Here is a 16460-nt window from a genome sequence, read left to right as displayed (position 1 = left end):
CCCCCCCCCCCCCCCCCCCCCCCCCCCCCCCCCCCCCCCCCCCCCCCCCCCCCCCCCCCCCCCCCCCCCCCCCCCGTCCGCACCCTCATCCCGGGGAGCTCCTCAGACATGCCACACACCGACACCGAGTCCGCCCCGCGGGCCGCGCACACGGACGGGCCCGGCGGCCAGACGGTCGACTTCTGGTTCGACCCCCTCTGCCCCTTCGCCTGGATCACCTCCCGCTGGGTGCTGGAGGCCGCCGAACGGCTGCCCCTGACCCTGCGGTGGCACGAGATGAGCCTGGCGCTCCTCAACAGCGGCCCCGAGGTCCCCGAGGCCCGGCGTGCCCTCCTCGGCCGCTACTGGGGTCCGGTCCGGCTGATCGCCGCCGCCCGCGAAGCGCACGGCGACGAGGTCGTCGGCCCCCTCTACACCGCCCTCGGCAACCGCTTCCACGGCGCGGGCGGCATCTTCGAGCCGGTGCGCACCGCGGCCGACTCCGACTTCCGCGAGGCCATGCACCGGGCGCTGGACGGCGTCGAGCCGGGCTGCGCGGAGGCCCTGGCCGAACTCGGCCTGCCCGCCTCCCTGTTGGCGGCGCTGGACTCCGAGGAGTGGGACGAGCGCCTGCGGGCCTCCCACGACCGGGTACCCGACCAGGACCTCGGCCGGGAGCTGATCGGCGTACCGACGATCTCGGTGGACGGCGGCCCGGGCCAGTTCGGGCCGGTGCTGTCCGCGATACCGCGCGGCAAGCGGGCGGCCGGCCTGTGGACCGCCTTCGCGACACTGGCCGCCGACCCGGACTTCTTCGAGTTGAAGCAGAGCACGGGCCGCACCGCGCCCGTCACCGACTAGGCCGCCCCGTCCCCCCTTTCCGTTCTTCTCTTTCCCGCTCCGCGGCACGACCGGAGGAAGTCAGATGCGCATCATCCGAATCCACGAGTACGGGGACCCGGATGTCCTCCGCGTGGAGGAAGCACCCGTCCCGACGCCGGGCCCGGGCGAGGTACTCATCGCCGCCGAGGCCGTCAGCGTCGGCTTCGCGCAGACCCAGATGCGGCGGAACATCTTCCCCGCCCCCATGTGGCGCCCGCAGTTCCCGATCGTGCTCGGCGGGGACATCATCGGCCGCGTCGCGGGTGTCGGCGCCGGTGTGACGGACATCCACGAGGGCGACCGGGTCGGCGCGTTCACCCTGAACGGCGCCTACGCCGACTACGCGGTCGTCGACGCCTCCACCGTGCTGCCCGTCCCCGAGGGCCTGGACGCCGCCCAGGCGACCGCGCTGCCCTCCCCGGGCCCGATCGCCGCCGGCACGCTGGGCACCGCGGCGCTCCGGCCCGGCGAGAGCGTCCTCGTGCACGCGGCGTCCGGCGGCATCGGCCACCTCGCCGTCCAACTGGCCAAGGCCGCGGGCGCCGGCCTGGTCATCGGCACCGCCGGCTCCCCCGACAAGCTGGAGTTCGTACGGGGCCTGGGCGCGGACGTCGTCGTCGACTACAGCCGGGACGACTGGGCCGACGAGGTCCGCGCGGCGACGGGCGGCAAGGGCGTCGACGTCATCCTCGACAGCGTCGGCGGCGACGTGCTCCGGCAGGGCGTGGGCCTCCTCGCCCCGTTCGGCCGGCTCGTGTTCTACGGTTCGGCCGGCGGCGGCCTGGAGATCCCCAAGGTCTCGCCCATGGAGCTCATCGAGATGAAGTTCCTGACCGGCTTCGCGCTATCGCGCTGGCGCGCCGCCCGCCCCAAGGAGTACCTGCGCAACCACGAGGACCTGGCCAACCGGCTCGCCGACGGCACGGTCCGGCACGCCGTGCACGCCACCCTGCCGCTGCACGAGGTCGCCGAGGCACACCGCCTGATCGAGTCCCGCGCGCAGATCGGCCGCATCGTCCTGCTCCCGGACGCCACCGCCTGACGCCGCCCCGGCACCGGAACGGCCCCCACCGGCCCCGCGAGCTCCGGCTCGCGGGGCCGGTGGGGGCCGTCGGGACGCTCCGATGCCCTGACAGGGAGGCCGCCCGGGTGCCACGATCGGCTCCGCGCGCGGGTACGGGGCCCGCCGACAGCAGGTGAGGACGCGTCATGAATCCGAACAGAGCCGTGCCGGGCCACGTTCCACAGGGCGGTGCCCCACAGGGCGGTGCTCCACAGGGCGGTGCCCCACAGGGCGGTGCTCCACAGCGACCGGCCGGGGCGGGCGGGGGCGGTGCGCGGGCCGCCGGGGTGTTGCTCGGGCTGTCGACGGTGCTCGTCGGCCTGATGGCCGGGCTGTTCTTCGCCTTCGACGTCTCGGTGATGCCGGGACTGGCCGGGCTCGACGACCGCGCGTACGTCACCGCCATGAACGGCTTCAATGCGGCCATCGACGGCAACGGCCTCTTCGGGAGCGTCTTCGTCCTGGCCCTGCTCACCACCGCCGCCGCGGCGGTGGTCTCCCTGCGGACCGGCCACCGCGCCGTCGCGCTCCTGGCCGGGGCGGCCGCCGTCGCCTACCTCGTCGTCCTCGTGATCACCTTCGCGGTGAACATCCCGCTGAACGACCGGCTCGCCGACGTGGCGGGCGCGGTGGGCGCCGCGCCGCCGACCGGCCTGCCGGTGGTGGACGACTTCAAGGGCACCTGGGTGACCACGAACATCATCCGCACCCTGCTCTCCACGCTCGCGCTCGTCGCCCTGGTCCGGGCCCTCCTCCTGCACGGCCGCGCCACGCCGCGCTGACCGGGACGGGACCGGCCCCCGCACCGCGCGGGGGCCGCTCCCGAGGTCAGGAACCGCCGTGGAGGACCAGCGCCCAGGCCAGCAGGCCGGTGGCGGCCGTGCACAGCAGGGTGCGCCACACGTTCGCGCGCACCCACGGGCCCTCGAAGGCCCGCCGGACGGCCGCCGGGTCGGCGAGCGCGTCGGCCGGACCGGCCTGCGCCAGGGCGTTGTTGAGCGGGATGTTCACCACGCCCGTCACCACCATCGCCAGCACGTAGCAGACGAACGCCCCGATCAGCGGGCCGAGTGCCGCCCGCCCGTCGGCCGGGACGTGCAGGCCCACGGCGAGCCCGGTGAACAGGAGCGCCCCGAGGTAGCCCAGCATGAACCAGCCGTTGAGGATCGCCACGTTGATGCGCTGCATCACCTCGACGACGGTCCGGTCGCCGGTGGCCCGCAGACCGGGCATCACGGCCACGGAGAACCCGTAGAAGAGGCCGCTGACCAGGCCCATGGTGATCGTCGCCGCGATCAGTGACGCGAACCGTGCCGTTTCCATGTTGAGCTCCCCCGTGCGTAGTCGAAATCCGGTCATCGAGCTGACGGACGCGGCCGATCCTACGGGCGGAGATCCACGGCGTCCCGGGAAATCCGATGAGCTGATACCACCCGGTTTCAACCGATGGACACCGTTCGGCGCGCACAGGTGCCCGGGGTACCCTCCGCTTCCGCGGGCCCGCACGCCCGGCACCGAAGCCTGGAGAGGAAACAGACCGTGACCGAACCGAAGCACCGGCTGGACGCATTGCGGGCCGACATCGAACGCCGCAACCCCGCCCAGCCCGAGTTCCACCAAGCCGTGCGCGAGGTCCTGGACACCCTCGCCCCGGTGTTCGCCGCACGCCCCGAGTACGCGGAGGCGGGCCTGGTGGAGCGGCTGGTCGAGCCCGAGCGGCAGATCATCTTCCGGGTGCCGTGGACGGACGACCGCGGCCGGGTCCACGTCAACCGCGGCTACCGGGTGGAGTTCAACAGCGCGCTGGGCCCGTACAAGGGCGGCCTGCGCTTCCACCCGTCGGTGGACATCGGCGTGGTGAAGTTCCTGGGCTTCGAGCAGATCTTCAAGAACGCCCTGACGGGCCTGGGCATCGGCGGCGGCAAGGGCGGCAGCGACTTCGACCCGCACGGCAGGTCGGACGCGGAGGTGATGCGCTTCTGTCAGTCGTTCATGACGGAGCTGTACCGCCACATCGGCGAGCACACGGACGTCCCGGCCGGTGACATCGGCGTCGGCGGCCGCGAGATCGGCTACCTCTTCGGCCAGTACCGGCGCATCACCAACCGCTGGGAGGCCGGCGTCCTGACCGGCAAGGGCACCGGATGGGGCGGCTCCGAGATCCGTCCGCAGGCCACCGGTTACGGCAGCGTCCTCTTTGCCGCCGAGATGCTCGCCGTCCGCGGCGAGTCCCTCGACGGCCTCACCGCCGTGGTCTCCGGCTCCGGCAACGTCGCCCTGTACACCATCGAGAAGCTCCAGCAGCTCGGCGCCAACCCGCTGACCTGCTCGGACTCCCAGGGCTACGTCATCGACGACAAGGGCATCGACCTCGCGCTGCTGCGCCGGATCAAGGAAGTCGAGCGCGGGCGCGTCAGCGAGTACGCGCAGCGCCGCGGCTCCTCCGCCCGGTTCGTGCCCGGCGGCCGGGTGTGGGAGGTCCCGGCGGACGTGGCCTTCCCGTCGGCCACCCAGAACGAACTCGGCGCCGACGACGCCCGCGCGCTCATCGCCGCCGGGGTCAAGGCCGTCTCGGAGGGCGCCAACATGCCCACCACCCCGGAGGCCGTCCACCTCTTCCAGGAGGCCGGCGTCGCCTTCGGCCCCGGCAAGGCCGCCAACGCGGGCGGGGTCGCGGTCAGCGCCCTGGAGATGGCCCAGAACGCGGGCCGCACGGCGTGGAGCGCCGGCCGAGTCGAGGAGGAACTCGCGGGCATCATGCGCGACATCCACGCGGTGGCGTACGAGACGGCCGAGCGGTACGGGGCTCCCGGCGACTACGTCACCGGCGCCAACATCGCCGGCTTCGAGCGGGTCGCCGACGCCATGCTCGCCCAGGGCGTGATCTGACGCCGGAAGCCGGGGCACCCGGCCCGGGCACCGGGCCGGGGCCGTAGCCTGGTGTTCCACCACCGACAGGGAGTCATCCGTGCTGAGCGCGCTCGACGGGACGTACGGCGATCGCAAGGACGCCCTGAGCGTCGCCGGACGGACCGCCTCGTACGAGGAGTTGCTGGGCGCCGCGAGCGCCGTCGCCGCCGACGTGGCGGGCACGACGGCCTTCGCGATGACGGCGACGGCCTCGCTGGAGACCGTCGCGGCGGCCGTCGGCGCCCTGCTGGCCGGGGTGCCGTTCGTACCGCTGCCGCCCGACGCGGGACCCGCCGAGCGCGAGCACATCCTGCGGGACTCCGGCGCCGTCGAACTCGACGTCGACTTCGCCCGCCGGGCTCCCGCCCGGTCCCTCCCGGCCGTGCCCACCGCCGATCCGGCGCTCATCCTCTACACGTCCGGCACCACCGGGCCGCCCAAGGGCGTCGTGCTGAGCGGCACCGCGATCACCGCCGACCTGGACGCCCTCGCCGACGCCTGGCAGTGGAACGCCGACGACACCCTCGTCCACGGACTCCCGCTGTTCCACGTGCACGGCCTGGTCCTCGGCGTGCTCGGCGCGCTGCGCACCGGCAGCCGCCTCGTGCACACCGGCCGCCCGACCCCGAGTGCCTACGCGCGGGCGGGCGGCAGCCTCTGCTTCGGGGTACCCACCGTCTGGTCCCGCATCGCCGCCGACCCGGAGGCCGCCGCGGCCCTGTCCGGGGCCCGGCTCCTCGTCTCGGGCAGCGCCGCCCTGCCCGCCCCGGTCTTCCGGGACCTGGAGCGCCTCACGGGGCACCGGCCGGTGGAGCGGTACGGGATGACCGAGACGCTGATCACCATCAGCGGCCGGGCGGGCGGCGAGGTCCGCCCGGGCACGGTCGGCACCCCGCTGCCCGGCATCCGGACCCGCATCGCGGCCGAACCCGGCGCGGAGATCGGCGAACTCCAGCTGACCGGGCCGACCTTGTTCTCCGGCTACCTGGGCCGCCCGGAGGCCACCGCCGCCGCGTACACCGAGGACGGTTGGTTCCGTACGGGTGACATCGCCGCCGTCGACGAGGCCGACGGGGTCCACCGGATCGTCGGCCGGGCCTCCATCGACATGATCAAGTCCGGCGGGTACCGGATCGGCGCGGGCGAGATCGAGAACGCGCTGCTGGACCACCCCCGGGTGAGCGAGGCGGCCGTGGTGGGCGTCCCGGACGCCGACCTCGGGCAGCGGATCGTCGCCTTCGTCGTCGCCGAAGGCGTCACGGGCGGCGAACTGACCGACTTCGTCGCCGCGCACCTGTCGGTCCACAAACGACCGCGCGAAGTCCGGTTCATCACGGCCGTACCGCGCAACGCCATGGGCAAACCACAGAAGAAGCTCCTGCTGACGGACGACACCGGGGACCACGCATGACCATCGCCAAGACCACCAGGGACCTCCGCACCACCGGCAGTCCGTGGATCCGCCGCTTCCACACCGCGGTGCGACCGCAGGACGCACCCGTCCTCGTCGTGCTCCCGCACGCGGGCGGCAACGCCTCCTTCTACTTCCCGATCTCCCGGGACCTGGCCCCGCACGCCGAGGTGCTCACCGTCCAGTACCCCGGCCGCCAGGACCGCTTCGGCGAGCCGAGCCCCGAGACGGTGACCGGCCTCGTCGACGAGGTCGAGCGGGCGCTGCGGCCCTGGCTGGGCCGGCCCCTGGTGCTCTTCGGCCACAGCATGGGCGCGGTCCTCGCCTTCGAGTTGACCCGCCGGCTGGAGCGCGCGGGCACGGCCCCGCGCGGCCTGGTCCTCTCCGGGCGCCGCTCCCCGCTGCTGCCCGAGGAGGGGAACACCCACATCGAGGGGGACGACGCGCTCCTCGCCCGGCTGGGCGAACTCTCCGGCACCGACCCGCAGTTGCTCGCCGATCCGGACTTCCGGGAGCTGATCCTGCCGTCGCTGCGCAGCGACTACAAGGCGATCGAGACGTACCGCTACGAGCCGGGGCCGCCTCTGAGCACCCCCGTCAGCGTGCTGTGCGGGCAGTCCGACCCGCGGGCGAGCCTGGCCGGGTCCATGGACTGGCGGCAGCTGACCGGCGCCGCCTTCACCTTCCGGTCGTTCCCCGGCGGGCACTTCTACCTGGCGGAGCAGCACGACGCCGTGGTCCGGGCGCTCACCGAGGACCTTTCGGCCTTCGCCGGGACCTGACGGGCGGGCGCCGCGACCGGTACCGGCCGCGCCGGCCGGATCCCGTCGGAGATCATCTAGGCAGGGCCGGGGGGCGTCGGTACGTTGCTCGCATGGACCAAACGGCTGGCGATCCCAGAACCGATCATCGCGCCCTCGTCGCGGCCTCCATCACGGTCGTGCTGTGGGCCTCCGCGTTCGTCTCCATCCGCGCCGCGGCCGAGCACTTCGGGCCCGGGGCGCTCGCGCTGGGGCGGCTGCTGACGGCCTCGGTCGCGTTGGGCGTCGTACTCCTGGTCAAGCGGGTGCCGCTGCCGCCGCGTCAGGCCTGGCCCGGGATCCTGGTCTCGGGGGTGCTCTGGTTCGGGCTGTACATGGTGACGCTGAACTGGGGCGAGCAGGAGGTCGACGCCGGGACCGCGGCGATGGTCGTGAACATCGGCCCGATCGTCATCGCCCTGCTCAGCGGCTGGCTGCTGAAGGAGGGCTTCCCGCCGATGCTGCTGGCGGGCATGGGCGTCTCCTTCGTCGGCGCGGCCGTCGTGGGCGTGTCCACCTCCCACGGCGGCACCTCCTCGGTCCTCGGCGTGCTGCTGTGCCTGGTCGCCGCCCTCGCCTACGGGGCCGGGGTCGTCTCGCAGAAGCCGGCGCTCCGGCACGCCACTCCGCTCCAGGTGACGACGTACGGCTGCTTCGTCGGGACGGCGTGCACCCTGCCGTTCGCCTGGCAGCTGATCTCCCAGCTCCCCGAGGCCCCGCTCACCGCCACCCTCAACATGGTCTACCTGGGCCTGTTCCCGACCGCCCTCGCCTTCACCACCTGGACGTACGCGCTGTCGCGCACCACCGCCGGGAAGATGGGCGCCACCACGTACGCGGTGCCCGCCGTGGTGGTGGTCATCGCCTGGTTCGCCCTGGACGAGGTCCCCGGCTGGCTGACCCTGCTCGGCGGGGCGATCTGCCTCGGCGGTGTCGCGGTCTCCCGCAGGCGGCCGCGGGCCGCCGCGGCGGAGGTCCCCGCGGTGAAGTAACTCCCTTGGCGCGGAATGTCGTTCGGGGCGGGGCGGCGGCCGTCCGGTTTCGGTCGCGTCCGGCGAGTTCGGCCGCCGGCCCGCCCAGCAGGATCCGGAGGCCGAACTCGAAGGTCTGCTCGGGCGCCGCCGCGTACGCGGTCGCCGCCGGGCCGTCGACGCGCGCGCAGCCGGGGGAACCGCATGGCGACCTCGGTCGCCTTGGCCACGGTCGTCTCCTGGGCCCCGGTCCTGACCTACGTCCTCCAGTCGGTGATCCTGCTGGTCAACTGCGTGATCCTGTACAGCAACCTGACCGCCGTGCCCTCCGTGACGGCCGCCTTCGCCCGCAAGGGCGACGAGGAACTGGCCCGCGTCGATGTCGCGGCCCTGCTCAAGGCCGCCGAGGGCGGCTTCCCCGCGTGGGTCCGGGTCCTGCAGAACGCCCGCCACGCGGTCGTGTTCGGCGCCTCGATCGCGGCGATCGTCATCACCGCCCTGACCTGAGCCCCTACGGGCCGCACCCCGCCCCCGCGCCGCTGTGGACCCGCCCCCGCGTCCGGGGGCGGGTCACAGGACGTAGGTGGCCTCGTTGCGCCCCAGCAGGTAGCCGAGCTGCAAGCGGTTGAGGGCGCCCATCTCCTGCTTGATGGCCGCGATGTGGGCCTGGAGGGAGCGCTCGCTGATCCCGATGCGGCGGGCGATGGCCTTGTCCGCGTAGCCCTCCACGAGCAGCCTGCTGATCGACTCCCGGATCGCCGGAACCACTTCGTCCGCCGCTTTCGCGGCGTGCAGCGGCACGAAGGGAAAGGGCTTCGCCCGGTCCCAGGCCTTGTCGAACGTGTCGCGGAGAAATCGTACGATCGTCGGTTCGGTAATGGAGATCGCCGTGGTACGGTCCTCGTTCGCCGAAATGAAGGCGATGTCGTCCACAATGATCAGCCGGTCGAAGAATTCCTCCAATGTGCGAACCTGGGCTCCGTATTCGGTAACCGCGCGGACATATTCCTTCGTCGCCTCGTCGAATCGCGTGGTGTGCTGATAGAGCGTTCGCATCGCGATCCCCGCCGAGATGTGCCGGCGCACGGATTCCAGCGCCTCCTTCAGCACCGCGCTCGGCCGCGCCCCGTCGGGCTGCGCGGTGAGGATGTCCCGCCGGACCGCGCCGAGGGCGTCGTTGATCGCGGTGGAGATGCTGCCCAGACCATGCAAGTAACGGACCCCGGGGCCCACCACCACCTCGTCCGCGCCGCCCTCCACCGCCGGAGCGGCAACCGGTCGCGCGGCCTGCTGCGCGGCCTCCTGGGCCAACAGCCCGAGGTGCGTTGCGAGTTCCCGCAAGAACGCCTGCGGTTCCCCCGCCGCGGCCCCACACAGCGCTTCAGGTGCACCGCTCTGTGCGGTTTCGACGTATTTGACTACGTCCACGTGCCACCCCTGTCTGTCCGGTATGCAGCTGTCTGTAGCGGTCTGGACCCCGTGGGTTCCCGCAATGCGTAAACCGGAGCCATCGTAGGTCTACCTCGTCGTGACCCGGCAGGGGAGATTTGGTCTCACCGCAGGAACGAACACGCAGAAGGCGCCCGACGATCACCACCGCCGGAAACCGCCTCGGTTTGGCGTTCCTGGAATGGCCGAACACGAAACGACTTGAGGGGACTGGGCAAAATGGGGAAGAACCACATGGTGACTCGTCGGACCGGCCGCGTTTCGGGAATCCGCGGTCGCGTCGCCCTCGCCGCCGCGGGCGTCGCCCTCGGAGTCGGCACGGTCGTCACCGGGATCGCCCAGGGCGCCCTCACCTCCGACTCCGGCAGCCACCTGCGACTCGGCGACGTCGGCTGGAACAACACGAACCCGCACGTGGTCGCCGGTGACGTCGGCTGGAACAACCCGCAGCCGGGCGCGACCACCCCGGCGCCGGCCACCACGACCCCGACTCCGGGACCCACCAACGACGTTGGCTGGAACTGACCGTCCGTCGCCGCCCCGTCCTGCACTGCGTCACCTCCCGCCACTGACCGACCGGCAAGAGAATGGCTGATCCTCGTGGTTGCCCCCTCCCCCTGGTTCCTGACCCCCGAGACCGCCGCCGCTGCCGCCGACGATGCCACGGCCGCCGCCCGCGTCTACTGCTTCCCGCACGCCGGCGGCAACCCCCGGACCTTCCTCGACTGGCAGGCCGGCCTGGGAGAGGACGCGCGGATCCTCGCCGTCTGCCCGCCCGGCCGGGGCCACCGCTTCCGTGAGCCGGCCCTCACCTCCGTCCCCGCCCTCGCCGACGGAGCGGCCGCCGCCATCGCCCTCGCCGGCGCCACCACAGACCGGCCCTTCCTGCTCTTCGGCCACAGCTTCGGCGCGGCCCTCGCCTTCGAGGTCGCCCGCCGCCTGGACGGCTCACGCGGCTTCGCCGGCCTCGTCGTCTCCGGATGCAGCGCCCCCTCCCTGCTGCCGACCCGACGCGTCGTCGAAACCGCCCGACTGGAGGGCCGGGCCTTCACCGAGGCCGTCGGCTTCTTCGGCGGACTGCCGCCCGAGGTCGTCGAGGACGAGGCCGTCCAGGAACTGCTCCTCCCGCACCTGAAGGCCGACTTCCGGCTCGTCGCCGGCTACCACTACCGGCCCGCCGCCCCGCTGGAGGTCCCGGTCACCCTGCTCAACGGCACCGACGACCCGCACGTCGACGCGGCCGCGCTGGACGCCTGGGCCCGCGAGTGCGCCGCGCCGCCGGAGCGGCACTGGGCCGAGGGCGGTCACTTCTACTTCGAGGGCCGGCCGGACGCCGTCACCCGCGTGCTGCGCCCGTTGGCCCGCACGGCGGCCTCGGCCGCGACACCCGCCGGGGATGAGTACGTTGAGCTGATCTGACACCGGCCGACGCACTCCATCAGCTCACCAGCGAGGACCCTCATGAACCACTCAGCCTCCTTCGACGTGCCCCTTTCCGAATCCGCGGACGCCGCCCGGCTGCGGCGCGCCATCGCCTTCCGGGACCTGCACGAGGGCCCGCGCCCCTTCGTCGTCCCCAACCCCTGGGACGCGGGATCCGCCCGCGTCCTGGCCTCCTTCGGCTTCGCCGCCCTCGCCACCACCGGAGCCGGCCTCGCCCACAGCCTCGGCCGCCCCGACGGGGCGAACCGCGTCGGCCGCGCCGAACTCCTCGCCAACGCCACCGCGATCATCGAGGCCACGGACCTGCCCGTCACCGCCGACCTGGAGAGCGGGTTCGGCGAACGCCCCGAGGACGTCGCCGAGACCATCCGCCTCGCCGCCGCCGCAGGCCTCGTCGGCGGCTCCATCGAGGACTCCACCGGCCGCGACGAGGACCCCGTACGCCCCCTGGACGAGGCCGTCGAGCGCGTCGCCGCCGCCGTGGAGGCGGCGAAGGGACTCGACTTCCCCTTCACCGTCACCGCCCGCGCCGAGAACTTCTTCCAGGGCCGCCCCGATCTCGACGACACCATCCGCCGCCTGCGGGCCTACGAGGCCGCCGGCGCCCACGTCCTCTACGCCCCCGCCCTGCCCGACGCGGACGCCATCCGCGCCGTGTGCTCGGCCGTCGACCGGCCCGTCAACGTCCTGATGGGCGGCGCCCTGCCGCTGTCCGTCGCCGACCTGGGGGCCCTCGGCGTACGCCGCGTCAGCACCGGGTCCGCACTGTCGCGGGCCGCCCTCGGCGCCCTCACCCGGGCCGCCCGCGAGATCAGCGAGCTCGGCACCTTCGGCTTCGGCACCGACGCCCTTCCCTACGCCGAGGCCAACGAACTCCTGGCCGACCCCGCCCCGTCCGCCGACCGAGAGAGCGAACCGGCACCGTGAGCCTTCCGCACCCGTTACCCGCCACCGACGCGACGCCCGCGGCCCCGACCGCCGCCGTTCCCGCCGTCCACCTGTCCGCGCCCCGCTACGTCCTCGGCGAACTCCACGACGACCACACCTCCATCGAGGGGCTCGCCGAGCGCGCCCGCCGGTTCGGCATGCCGCCGCGCGCCGAGCTGTGGGGCTGGGGAAGCGTCCACCGCACCGCCAAGTCCCTGGAGACCCTGGCCGCGGAGACCGTCCGGGCCACCCTCGACGCGGCCCGCGCCGCCCCGTCGGACGTCGACTGCCTCATCCTGTGCTCCACCCGATTCCCCGGCGGACCGCGCACCCACGGCGCCTTCGTGGAGAACGTGCTGGCCGCCACGGGCCTCGGCGCCGCCGCCTTCATCGGCCTCACCCTCGGCCGCTGCGCCAACCTCCTGGCGGGCATCCGCACCGCCCAGGCGTACGTCGCCGCGGGCATGTACCGCCGGGTCGTCGTCGTCACCACCGACCGGGTCACCGACGAATCCGTCCGCATGGACAACTTCGCCCTGTTCAGCGACGGCGCCGCCTCCTGCCTGGTCGGCGCCGCCCCGATCGGCCCGGACGCCTACGAGATCGTCGCCGGGGCCGGCGCCCAGGACCCGGCCGGCCTCGACTGGTCCAACGAGATCAGCTCCGACCTCGCCCGCGAGGTCAACGACCGGATCCTCGACGACGCCGGAATGAAGATCGGCGACATCCACGGGGTCCTGCACCCCAACCTCTACAAGCCGCTCGTCGTCCTCAAGGAACGCCAGGCCGGCTTCGGCCGCGAACAGCTCTTCCTCGACAACATCCCGCGCGTCGGCCACTGCTTCGCCGCCGACCCGCTGATCAACCTCGTCGACCGCGCCGCGGCCGGCGCCCTCAAGCCCCACGGGCACTACCTGCTGGCATCGAGCGTCCCCGGCGTACGCATCGGCGTCCTGCTGCGCCGGCTCCCGTCCGCCGGTGCCGCCCCGTCCGCCGGTACCGCCACCACCCCCAACACCGCCACCGCCACCGCCACCGCCCGACGGGAGGGCCGCTGACATGACCGCCGACATGACCGCCGACGCGACCGCGGGCAGGACCGCCCGTACGGAGACCGGCGCCGGCCCCGCCACCGACGGGTTCCCGGACCTGGACCTGGCCCGCAGCTCCTTCGCACCGGCCTTCCCCCTGCCCGACCGCACCACCTCCCTGCCCGCCCGCCCCTTCGAGGCCTCCCCGGCCGCCGCCGCCGAGGCCGTCCTCATCGCAGCCGCCCCGCCCGCCGACCTCTTCCGCCGGCTGCTCGCCGACCAGGAGGGCGAGGCCGCCCTGCTCGCCGCCCGGCGCGTCCTCGCCGCCTTCCTCGCCCCCGAGGGCGACCCCGCGGCCGACGAACCCCTTCCCGAGCCGGCCGACGCCGACGCGGTCGCCGCGTACGTCGGCGCCGCCCGCGCCGAACTCGCCGCGGTCCTCACCCCGCTGCGCACGCACGCCGACCCCGAGGTGCGCGCCGCGGTGCTGCGCCAGCGCGCCCCCCTCACCCTGACCGGCGGCTGCTGGCTCGACACCGTCTCGCAGGCCGCGACCCAGCCCGCCGAGATCGTCGGCCGCCTCTTCGGCCAGCACTGGCTGCTCCAGGGCGAGGGCACCGCCGAGGCCGGCCTGCTGGGCCGCCGCCGTCGGGCACTGGCCGGGCACGGGGTGTTCCTCCCCGCCGTCGAGGCCGCCGCCTTCCTCGACGCGGCCGGGGCCCGCCCCCTCACCGCCCTGCACGCGGCCTTCCACCTGGCCCTGTCCCGGCTGCCCGCCTCCTTCCTCCCCGAGGTCGTCGGCGTCCACTACGCCGCCCACGCCCTGGGCCTCGACGAACTCCTGCTCGGCAGCGAGCCGATGCTCGCGGAGAGCGACGTACGCCCCGTCCTCGCCGAGTACCTGGCCCTCACCGCGCAGTCGCCGACCGGTGACGAGGACCGGCGCCGCGCCCTCGCCGCCGTACGCCTCGTCGTCCGCCTGGAACGCGAGCACACCGCCGCCCTCGCCGAGCTCGCCGCCTGGCACGACGGCCTCTCCCTCGACGCCAAGGTGGCCCTGATCGTCGAGCGGCACGCCCCGCACGCCGGCCGCCAACACCGCGCCGTCCGCCTCGGCGCCCGCAAGCTCACCGACTGGCTCGACGACGAACAACTCGACCCGGCCGCCTTCGTCCGGGAATTCCGCACCGCCCGCCAGCTGCGGCCCGGCCGCGACGGCGGACCCTGCCGGTTCCTGAAGTCCATCAAGTTCGGCGGCCCCATGTTCGGCATCTTCGACGAGCGCGAGGCGGCCGTCCTCGCGGCCTGGGCCCGGTCCGTCGCCGCCGGCGAGCCCGCCGGGGCCGACCTCGTCCCGCTCACCGCCGGGGACGAACCGGCCCGCGCCTGGAGCGGCCGCCTCGCCTCGGTCGAACCCGCCGACGTGCTGGTCCGCGAGCCCGGACCGACCGAGGACCACCGCCGCCTCTTCCACCGCCTCGTCAACTTCGAGCGGTACCCGAACGTCCTGCCGGCCGCCCGCGCCCGCGCCGAGGCCGGACTCGCCGAAGCCGAGATCCTGTTCGAACACGGGGCCGGGGGGATGCTCACCGACGCCTCGTACTTCGACTACACGCCCGAAGCCCTGATGGAGCGGGTCGAACGGATCTACCGGGACAAGCTGGTGGACCCGTACGAGCCGCTCACCGAGATCCCCTCGCGCGACGAGGTCGTCTTCGAGCAGTCCACGTACGCCCTGGGCAGCCTCATCGACGGCACCTGGGCCCACCGCGTCGGCAACCTCGGCCGCCGCCACCGGCGCAGCGACGACATGCTCTTCTCCATCTACGCCGACGAGATGGGTCGCGGCGACATGGCGAAGAACCACATCACGATCATCCACAAGGTGCTGGCCAGCATGGACATGGACCTGCCGCACATCCGGCAGGAGGCCTTCCTCCAGCAGGGGGACCTGCCGGACCACCTGTACGGCTTCTCGATCCACCAGATCTGCCTGTCGCTGTTCCCCGACAGCCTCCACCACGAGATCCTCGGCTACAACCTGGGCATCGAGATGTTCGGCCTCGGCGCGATGCGACTGCACGAGATCCAGAAACTGCGCCGGCACGGCCTCGACGTCTCCTACGAAGAGGCCCACCTGTCCATCGACAACTTCTCGGCCGGGCACGCCCGTCAGTCCGCCGAGATCATCGTGGCCTTCCTCGACGACGTGCGCACCGCCTCCGGGGAGGAGGCCGTCCAGGGCGCGTGGCGCCGCGTCTGGCGCGGCTACGCCTCCTTCGCCCACTTCGTCGAGCACGGCCTGGTGAAGCGCGTCCGCGCCGAGGCCGCGGCCGAGGCCGCGGACACTGCCCGGACCCCCGCCGACCTGGTCATCTGAGGAGCCTCACCATGGAACTGACGACGAGTTTCGACCCCGAGGTCCTCGCGCTGCCCTTCTACGAGGACTCCCACCGCCGGCTCGCCGAGTCCGCCGGGGCCTGGTGCGACAGCAACCGGGTCCTGTGGGAGGAGATCCGCACCCTGGACCCCGACGCCGCCGGACGCCGCCTCGTGCGCGCCCTCGGCGCGGCCGGCTGGCTCTCCGAACTGGACCCGCGCGGCGCCCCCGTGAACGACTTCCGCGCCGTGTGCCTGCGCCGCGAGGCCCTCGCCTACGCCGAGGACCTCGCCGACTTCGCCTTCTCCATCCAGGCGCTCGCCGCGACCCCGCTGCTGCGCTTCGGCAGCGAGGCACAGCGCCGCCGCTACCTGCCGGGGATGGCCGCCGGCACCCTGATCGGGGCGTTCGCGGTCTCCGAGAAGGAGGCCGGCTCGGACGTGTCCTCGGTCGGGCTGGAGGCGGCGCGGGCCGAGGACGGCTCGTACCTGCTCAACGGCCGCAAGGCTTGGATCGCCAACGGGACCATCGCCGACGTGTTCGTGGTCATCGCCCGTACCGGGCAGGGCCCCGGACCGCTGGGCCTGTCGGCCTTCCTGGTGCCCGCGGACACCCCCGGGCTGCGGGTCGAGCGGATCGACGCGATCGCCCCGCGGTCCTTCGCCCACCTGTCCTTCGAGGAGTGCCGGCTGCCCGCCGACGCCCTCCTCGGACGGCCGGGCAAGGGCTTCGTGATCGCGGTGGACCTGCTGGAGCGGTTCCGCACCACCGTCGGCGCGGCCGCCCTCGGCTTCGCCCGGCGGGCCTTCGACACCGCCCTCGCCCACGTACTGGGCCGGGAGGCGTACGGGGCCACCCTCTTCGACCTCCAGCTGGTCAAGGCCTCGCTCGCCGACATGGAGGTGCAGCTGAACGCGGCCGCGCTGCTGGTGGCGCGCGCCGGCTGGGAGACCGACCGGGGCAGCCGCCGGTTCGCCCGGCACTCCAACATCGCCAAGGTCCACGCGACCGAGGCCGCCCAGGGAGTCGTCGACGCGGCCGTGCAACTGCTCGGCGCGGCGGGCATCGTGCAGGGCGGCGTCACCGAGCGGCTCTACCGGCAGGTCCGGTCGCTGCGCATCTACGAGGGCACCTCGGAGGTGCTGAGGATGGCCATCGCGGGATCCCTCGACATGCGCCGCGCGGCCCGCGCGGCGGCCTGACCCGTACCGCCC

The 16460-nt window shown here is 73.7% G+C and carries 16 protein-coding genes; 14 read left to right on the top strand and 2 right to left on the bottom strand.

The window, feature by feature from the left end; translation table 11 throughout:
* Positions 1–108: 108 nt before the first annotated feature.
* The 3 genes from NOD94_RS21290 (at position 109) to NOD94_RS21280 (ending at position 2706) form a co-directional block, all read left to right on the top strand.
* Positions 109–840, top strand: a complete 732-nt coding sequence (locus NOD94_RS21290) for a disulfide bond formation protein DsbA (protein WP_281207610.1) — start codon at positions 109–111, stop codon at positions 838–840.
* Between the two features lie 64 nt (positions 841–904).
* Entirely contained in the window at positions 905–1903 is a 999-nt protein-coding gene (locus NOD94_RS21285; protein ID WP_281207609.1) for a zinc-binding dehydrogenase, read from the top strand.
* A gap of 167 nt (positions 1904–2070) precedes the next feature.
* The gene (locus NOD94_RS21280; protein ID WP_281207608.1) at positions 2071–2706 is read left to right on the top strand and encodes an anthrone oxygenase family protein; all 636 of its coding nucleotides are present in this window, start codon (positions 2071–2073) and stop codon (positions 2704–2706) included.
* Positions 2707–2752: 46 nt separating this feature from the next.
* On the opposite strand, the gene NOD94_RS21275 is transcribed toward NOD94_RS21280, so the two are convergent.
* Positions 2753–3247, bottom strand: a complete 495-nt coding sequence (locus NOD94_RS21275; RefSeq protein ID WP_281207607.1) for a DUF1772 domain-containing protein — start codon at positions 3245–3247, stop codon at positions 2753–2755.
* 216 nt (positions 3248–3463) lie between these two features.
* Between NOD94_RS21275 and gdhA the strand changes: the two genes are divergently transcribed.
* The 5 genes from gdhA to NOD94_RS21250 all read left to right on the top strand — a co-directional run bounded on the left by gdhA (position 3464) and on the right by NOD94_RS21250 (position 8523).
* A complete protein-coding gene (gene gdhA, locus NOD94_RS21270; protein WP_281207606.1) occupies positions 3464–4813 on the top strand; it encodes an NADP-specific glutamate dehydrogenase in 1350 nt (449 codons plus the stop codon).
* A gap of 79 nt (positions 4814–4892) precedes the next feature.
* Positions 4893–6245, top strand: a complete 1353-nt coding sequence (locus NOD94_RS21265; RefSeq protein WP_281207605.1) for an AMP-binding protein — start codon at positions 4893–4895, stop codon at positions 6243–6245.
* Positions 6242–7027 (top strand): alpha/beta fold hydrolase, encoded by a 786-nt coding sequence (locus tag NOD94_RS21260; RefSeq protein ID WP_281207604.1) that lies wholly within the window; start codon positions 6242–6244, stop codon positions 7025–7027. The genes NOD94_RS21265 and NOD94_RS21260 overlap by 4 nt, the downstream gene beginning before the upstream one ends.
* Positions 7028–7119: 92 nt before the next feature.
* Positions 7120–8037, top strand: a complete 918-nt coding sequence (locus NOD94_RS21255; RefSeq protein WP_281207603.1) for a DMT family transporter — start codon at positions 7120–7122, stop codon at positions 8035–8037.
* Between the two features lie 183 nt (positions 8038–8220).
* Positions 8221–8523, top strand: coding sequence for a hypothetical protein (locus tag NOD94_RS21250; protein WP_281207602.1), 303 nt, complete (start codon positions 8221–8223; stop codon positions 8521–8523).
* 63 nt (positions 8524–8586) lie between these two features.
* Here the strand turns inward: NOD94_RS21250 and NOD94_RS21245 are convergent, their stop codons facing one another.
* Positions 8587–9444, bottom strand: a complete 858-nt coding sequence (locus NOD94_RS21245; protein WP_281207601.1) for a LuxR C-terminal-related transcriptional regulator — start codon at positions 9442–9444, stop codon at positions 8587–8589.
* 255 nt (positions 9445–9699) lie between these two features.
* Between NOD94_RS21245 and NOD94_RS21240 the strand changes: the two genes are divergently transcribed.
* The 6 genes from NOD94_RS21240 to NOD94_RS21215 all read left to right on the top strand — a co-directional run bounded on the left by NOD94_RS21240 (position 9700) and on the right by NOD94_RS21215 (position 16448).
* The gene (locus NOD94_RS21240) at positions 9700–9990 is read left to right on the top strand and encodes a hypothetical protein (RefSeq protein ID WP_281207600.1); all 291 of its coding nucleotides are present in this window, start codon (positions 9700–9702) and stop codon (positions 9988–9990) included.
* A gap of 75 nt (positions 9991–10065) precedes the next feature.
* Positions 10066–10884, top strand: a complete 819-nt coding sequence (locus tag NOD94_RS21235; protein ID WP_281207599.1) for an alpha/beta fold hydrolase — start codon at positions 10066–10068, stop codon at positions 10882–10884.
* Positions 10885–10926: 42 nt separating this feature from the next.
* Entirely contained in the window at positions 10927–11835 is a 909-nt protein-coding gene (locus tag NOD94_RS21230) for an isocitrate lyase/phosphoenolpyruvate mutase family protein (RefSeq protein WP_281207598.1), read from the top strand.
* Positions 11832–12893 (top strand): 3-oxoacyl-ACP synthase, encoded by a 1062-nt coding sequence (locus NOD94_RS21225; RefSeq protein ID WP_281207597.1) that lies wholly within the window; start codon positions 11832–11834, stop codon positions 12891–12893. The genes NOD94_RS21230 and NOD94_RS21225 overlap by 4 nt, the downstream gene beginning before the upstream one ends.
* Position 12894: 1 nt before the next feature.
* Positions 12895–15246 carry an iron-containing redox enzyme family protein gene (locus NOD94_RS21220; protein WP_281207596.1) on the top strand — a complete coding sequence of 784 codons (2352 nt, stop codon included), beginning with the start codon at positions 12895–12897 and terminating at the stop codon, positions 15244–15246.
* 11 nt (positions 15247–15257) lie between these two features.
* Entirely contained in the window at positions 15258–16448 is a 1191-nt protein-coding gene (locus NOD94_RS21215) for an acyl-CoA dehydrogenase family protein (protein ID WP_281207595.1), read from the top strand.
* The last annotated feature ends 12 nt before the right edge of the window (positions 16449–16460 follow it).

Source organism: Streptomyces sp. Isolate_45 (genome assembly GCF_024721315.2).
In the GTDB taxonomy this organism is placed as follows: Bacteria; Actinomycetota; Actinomycetes; order Streptomycetales; family Streptomycetaceae; genus Streptomyces.
This window is presented reverse-complemented; position numbering and strand designations above follow the sequence as displayed.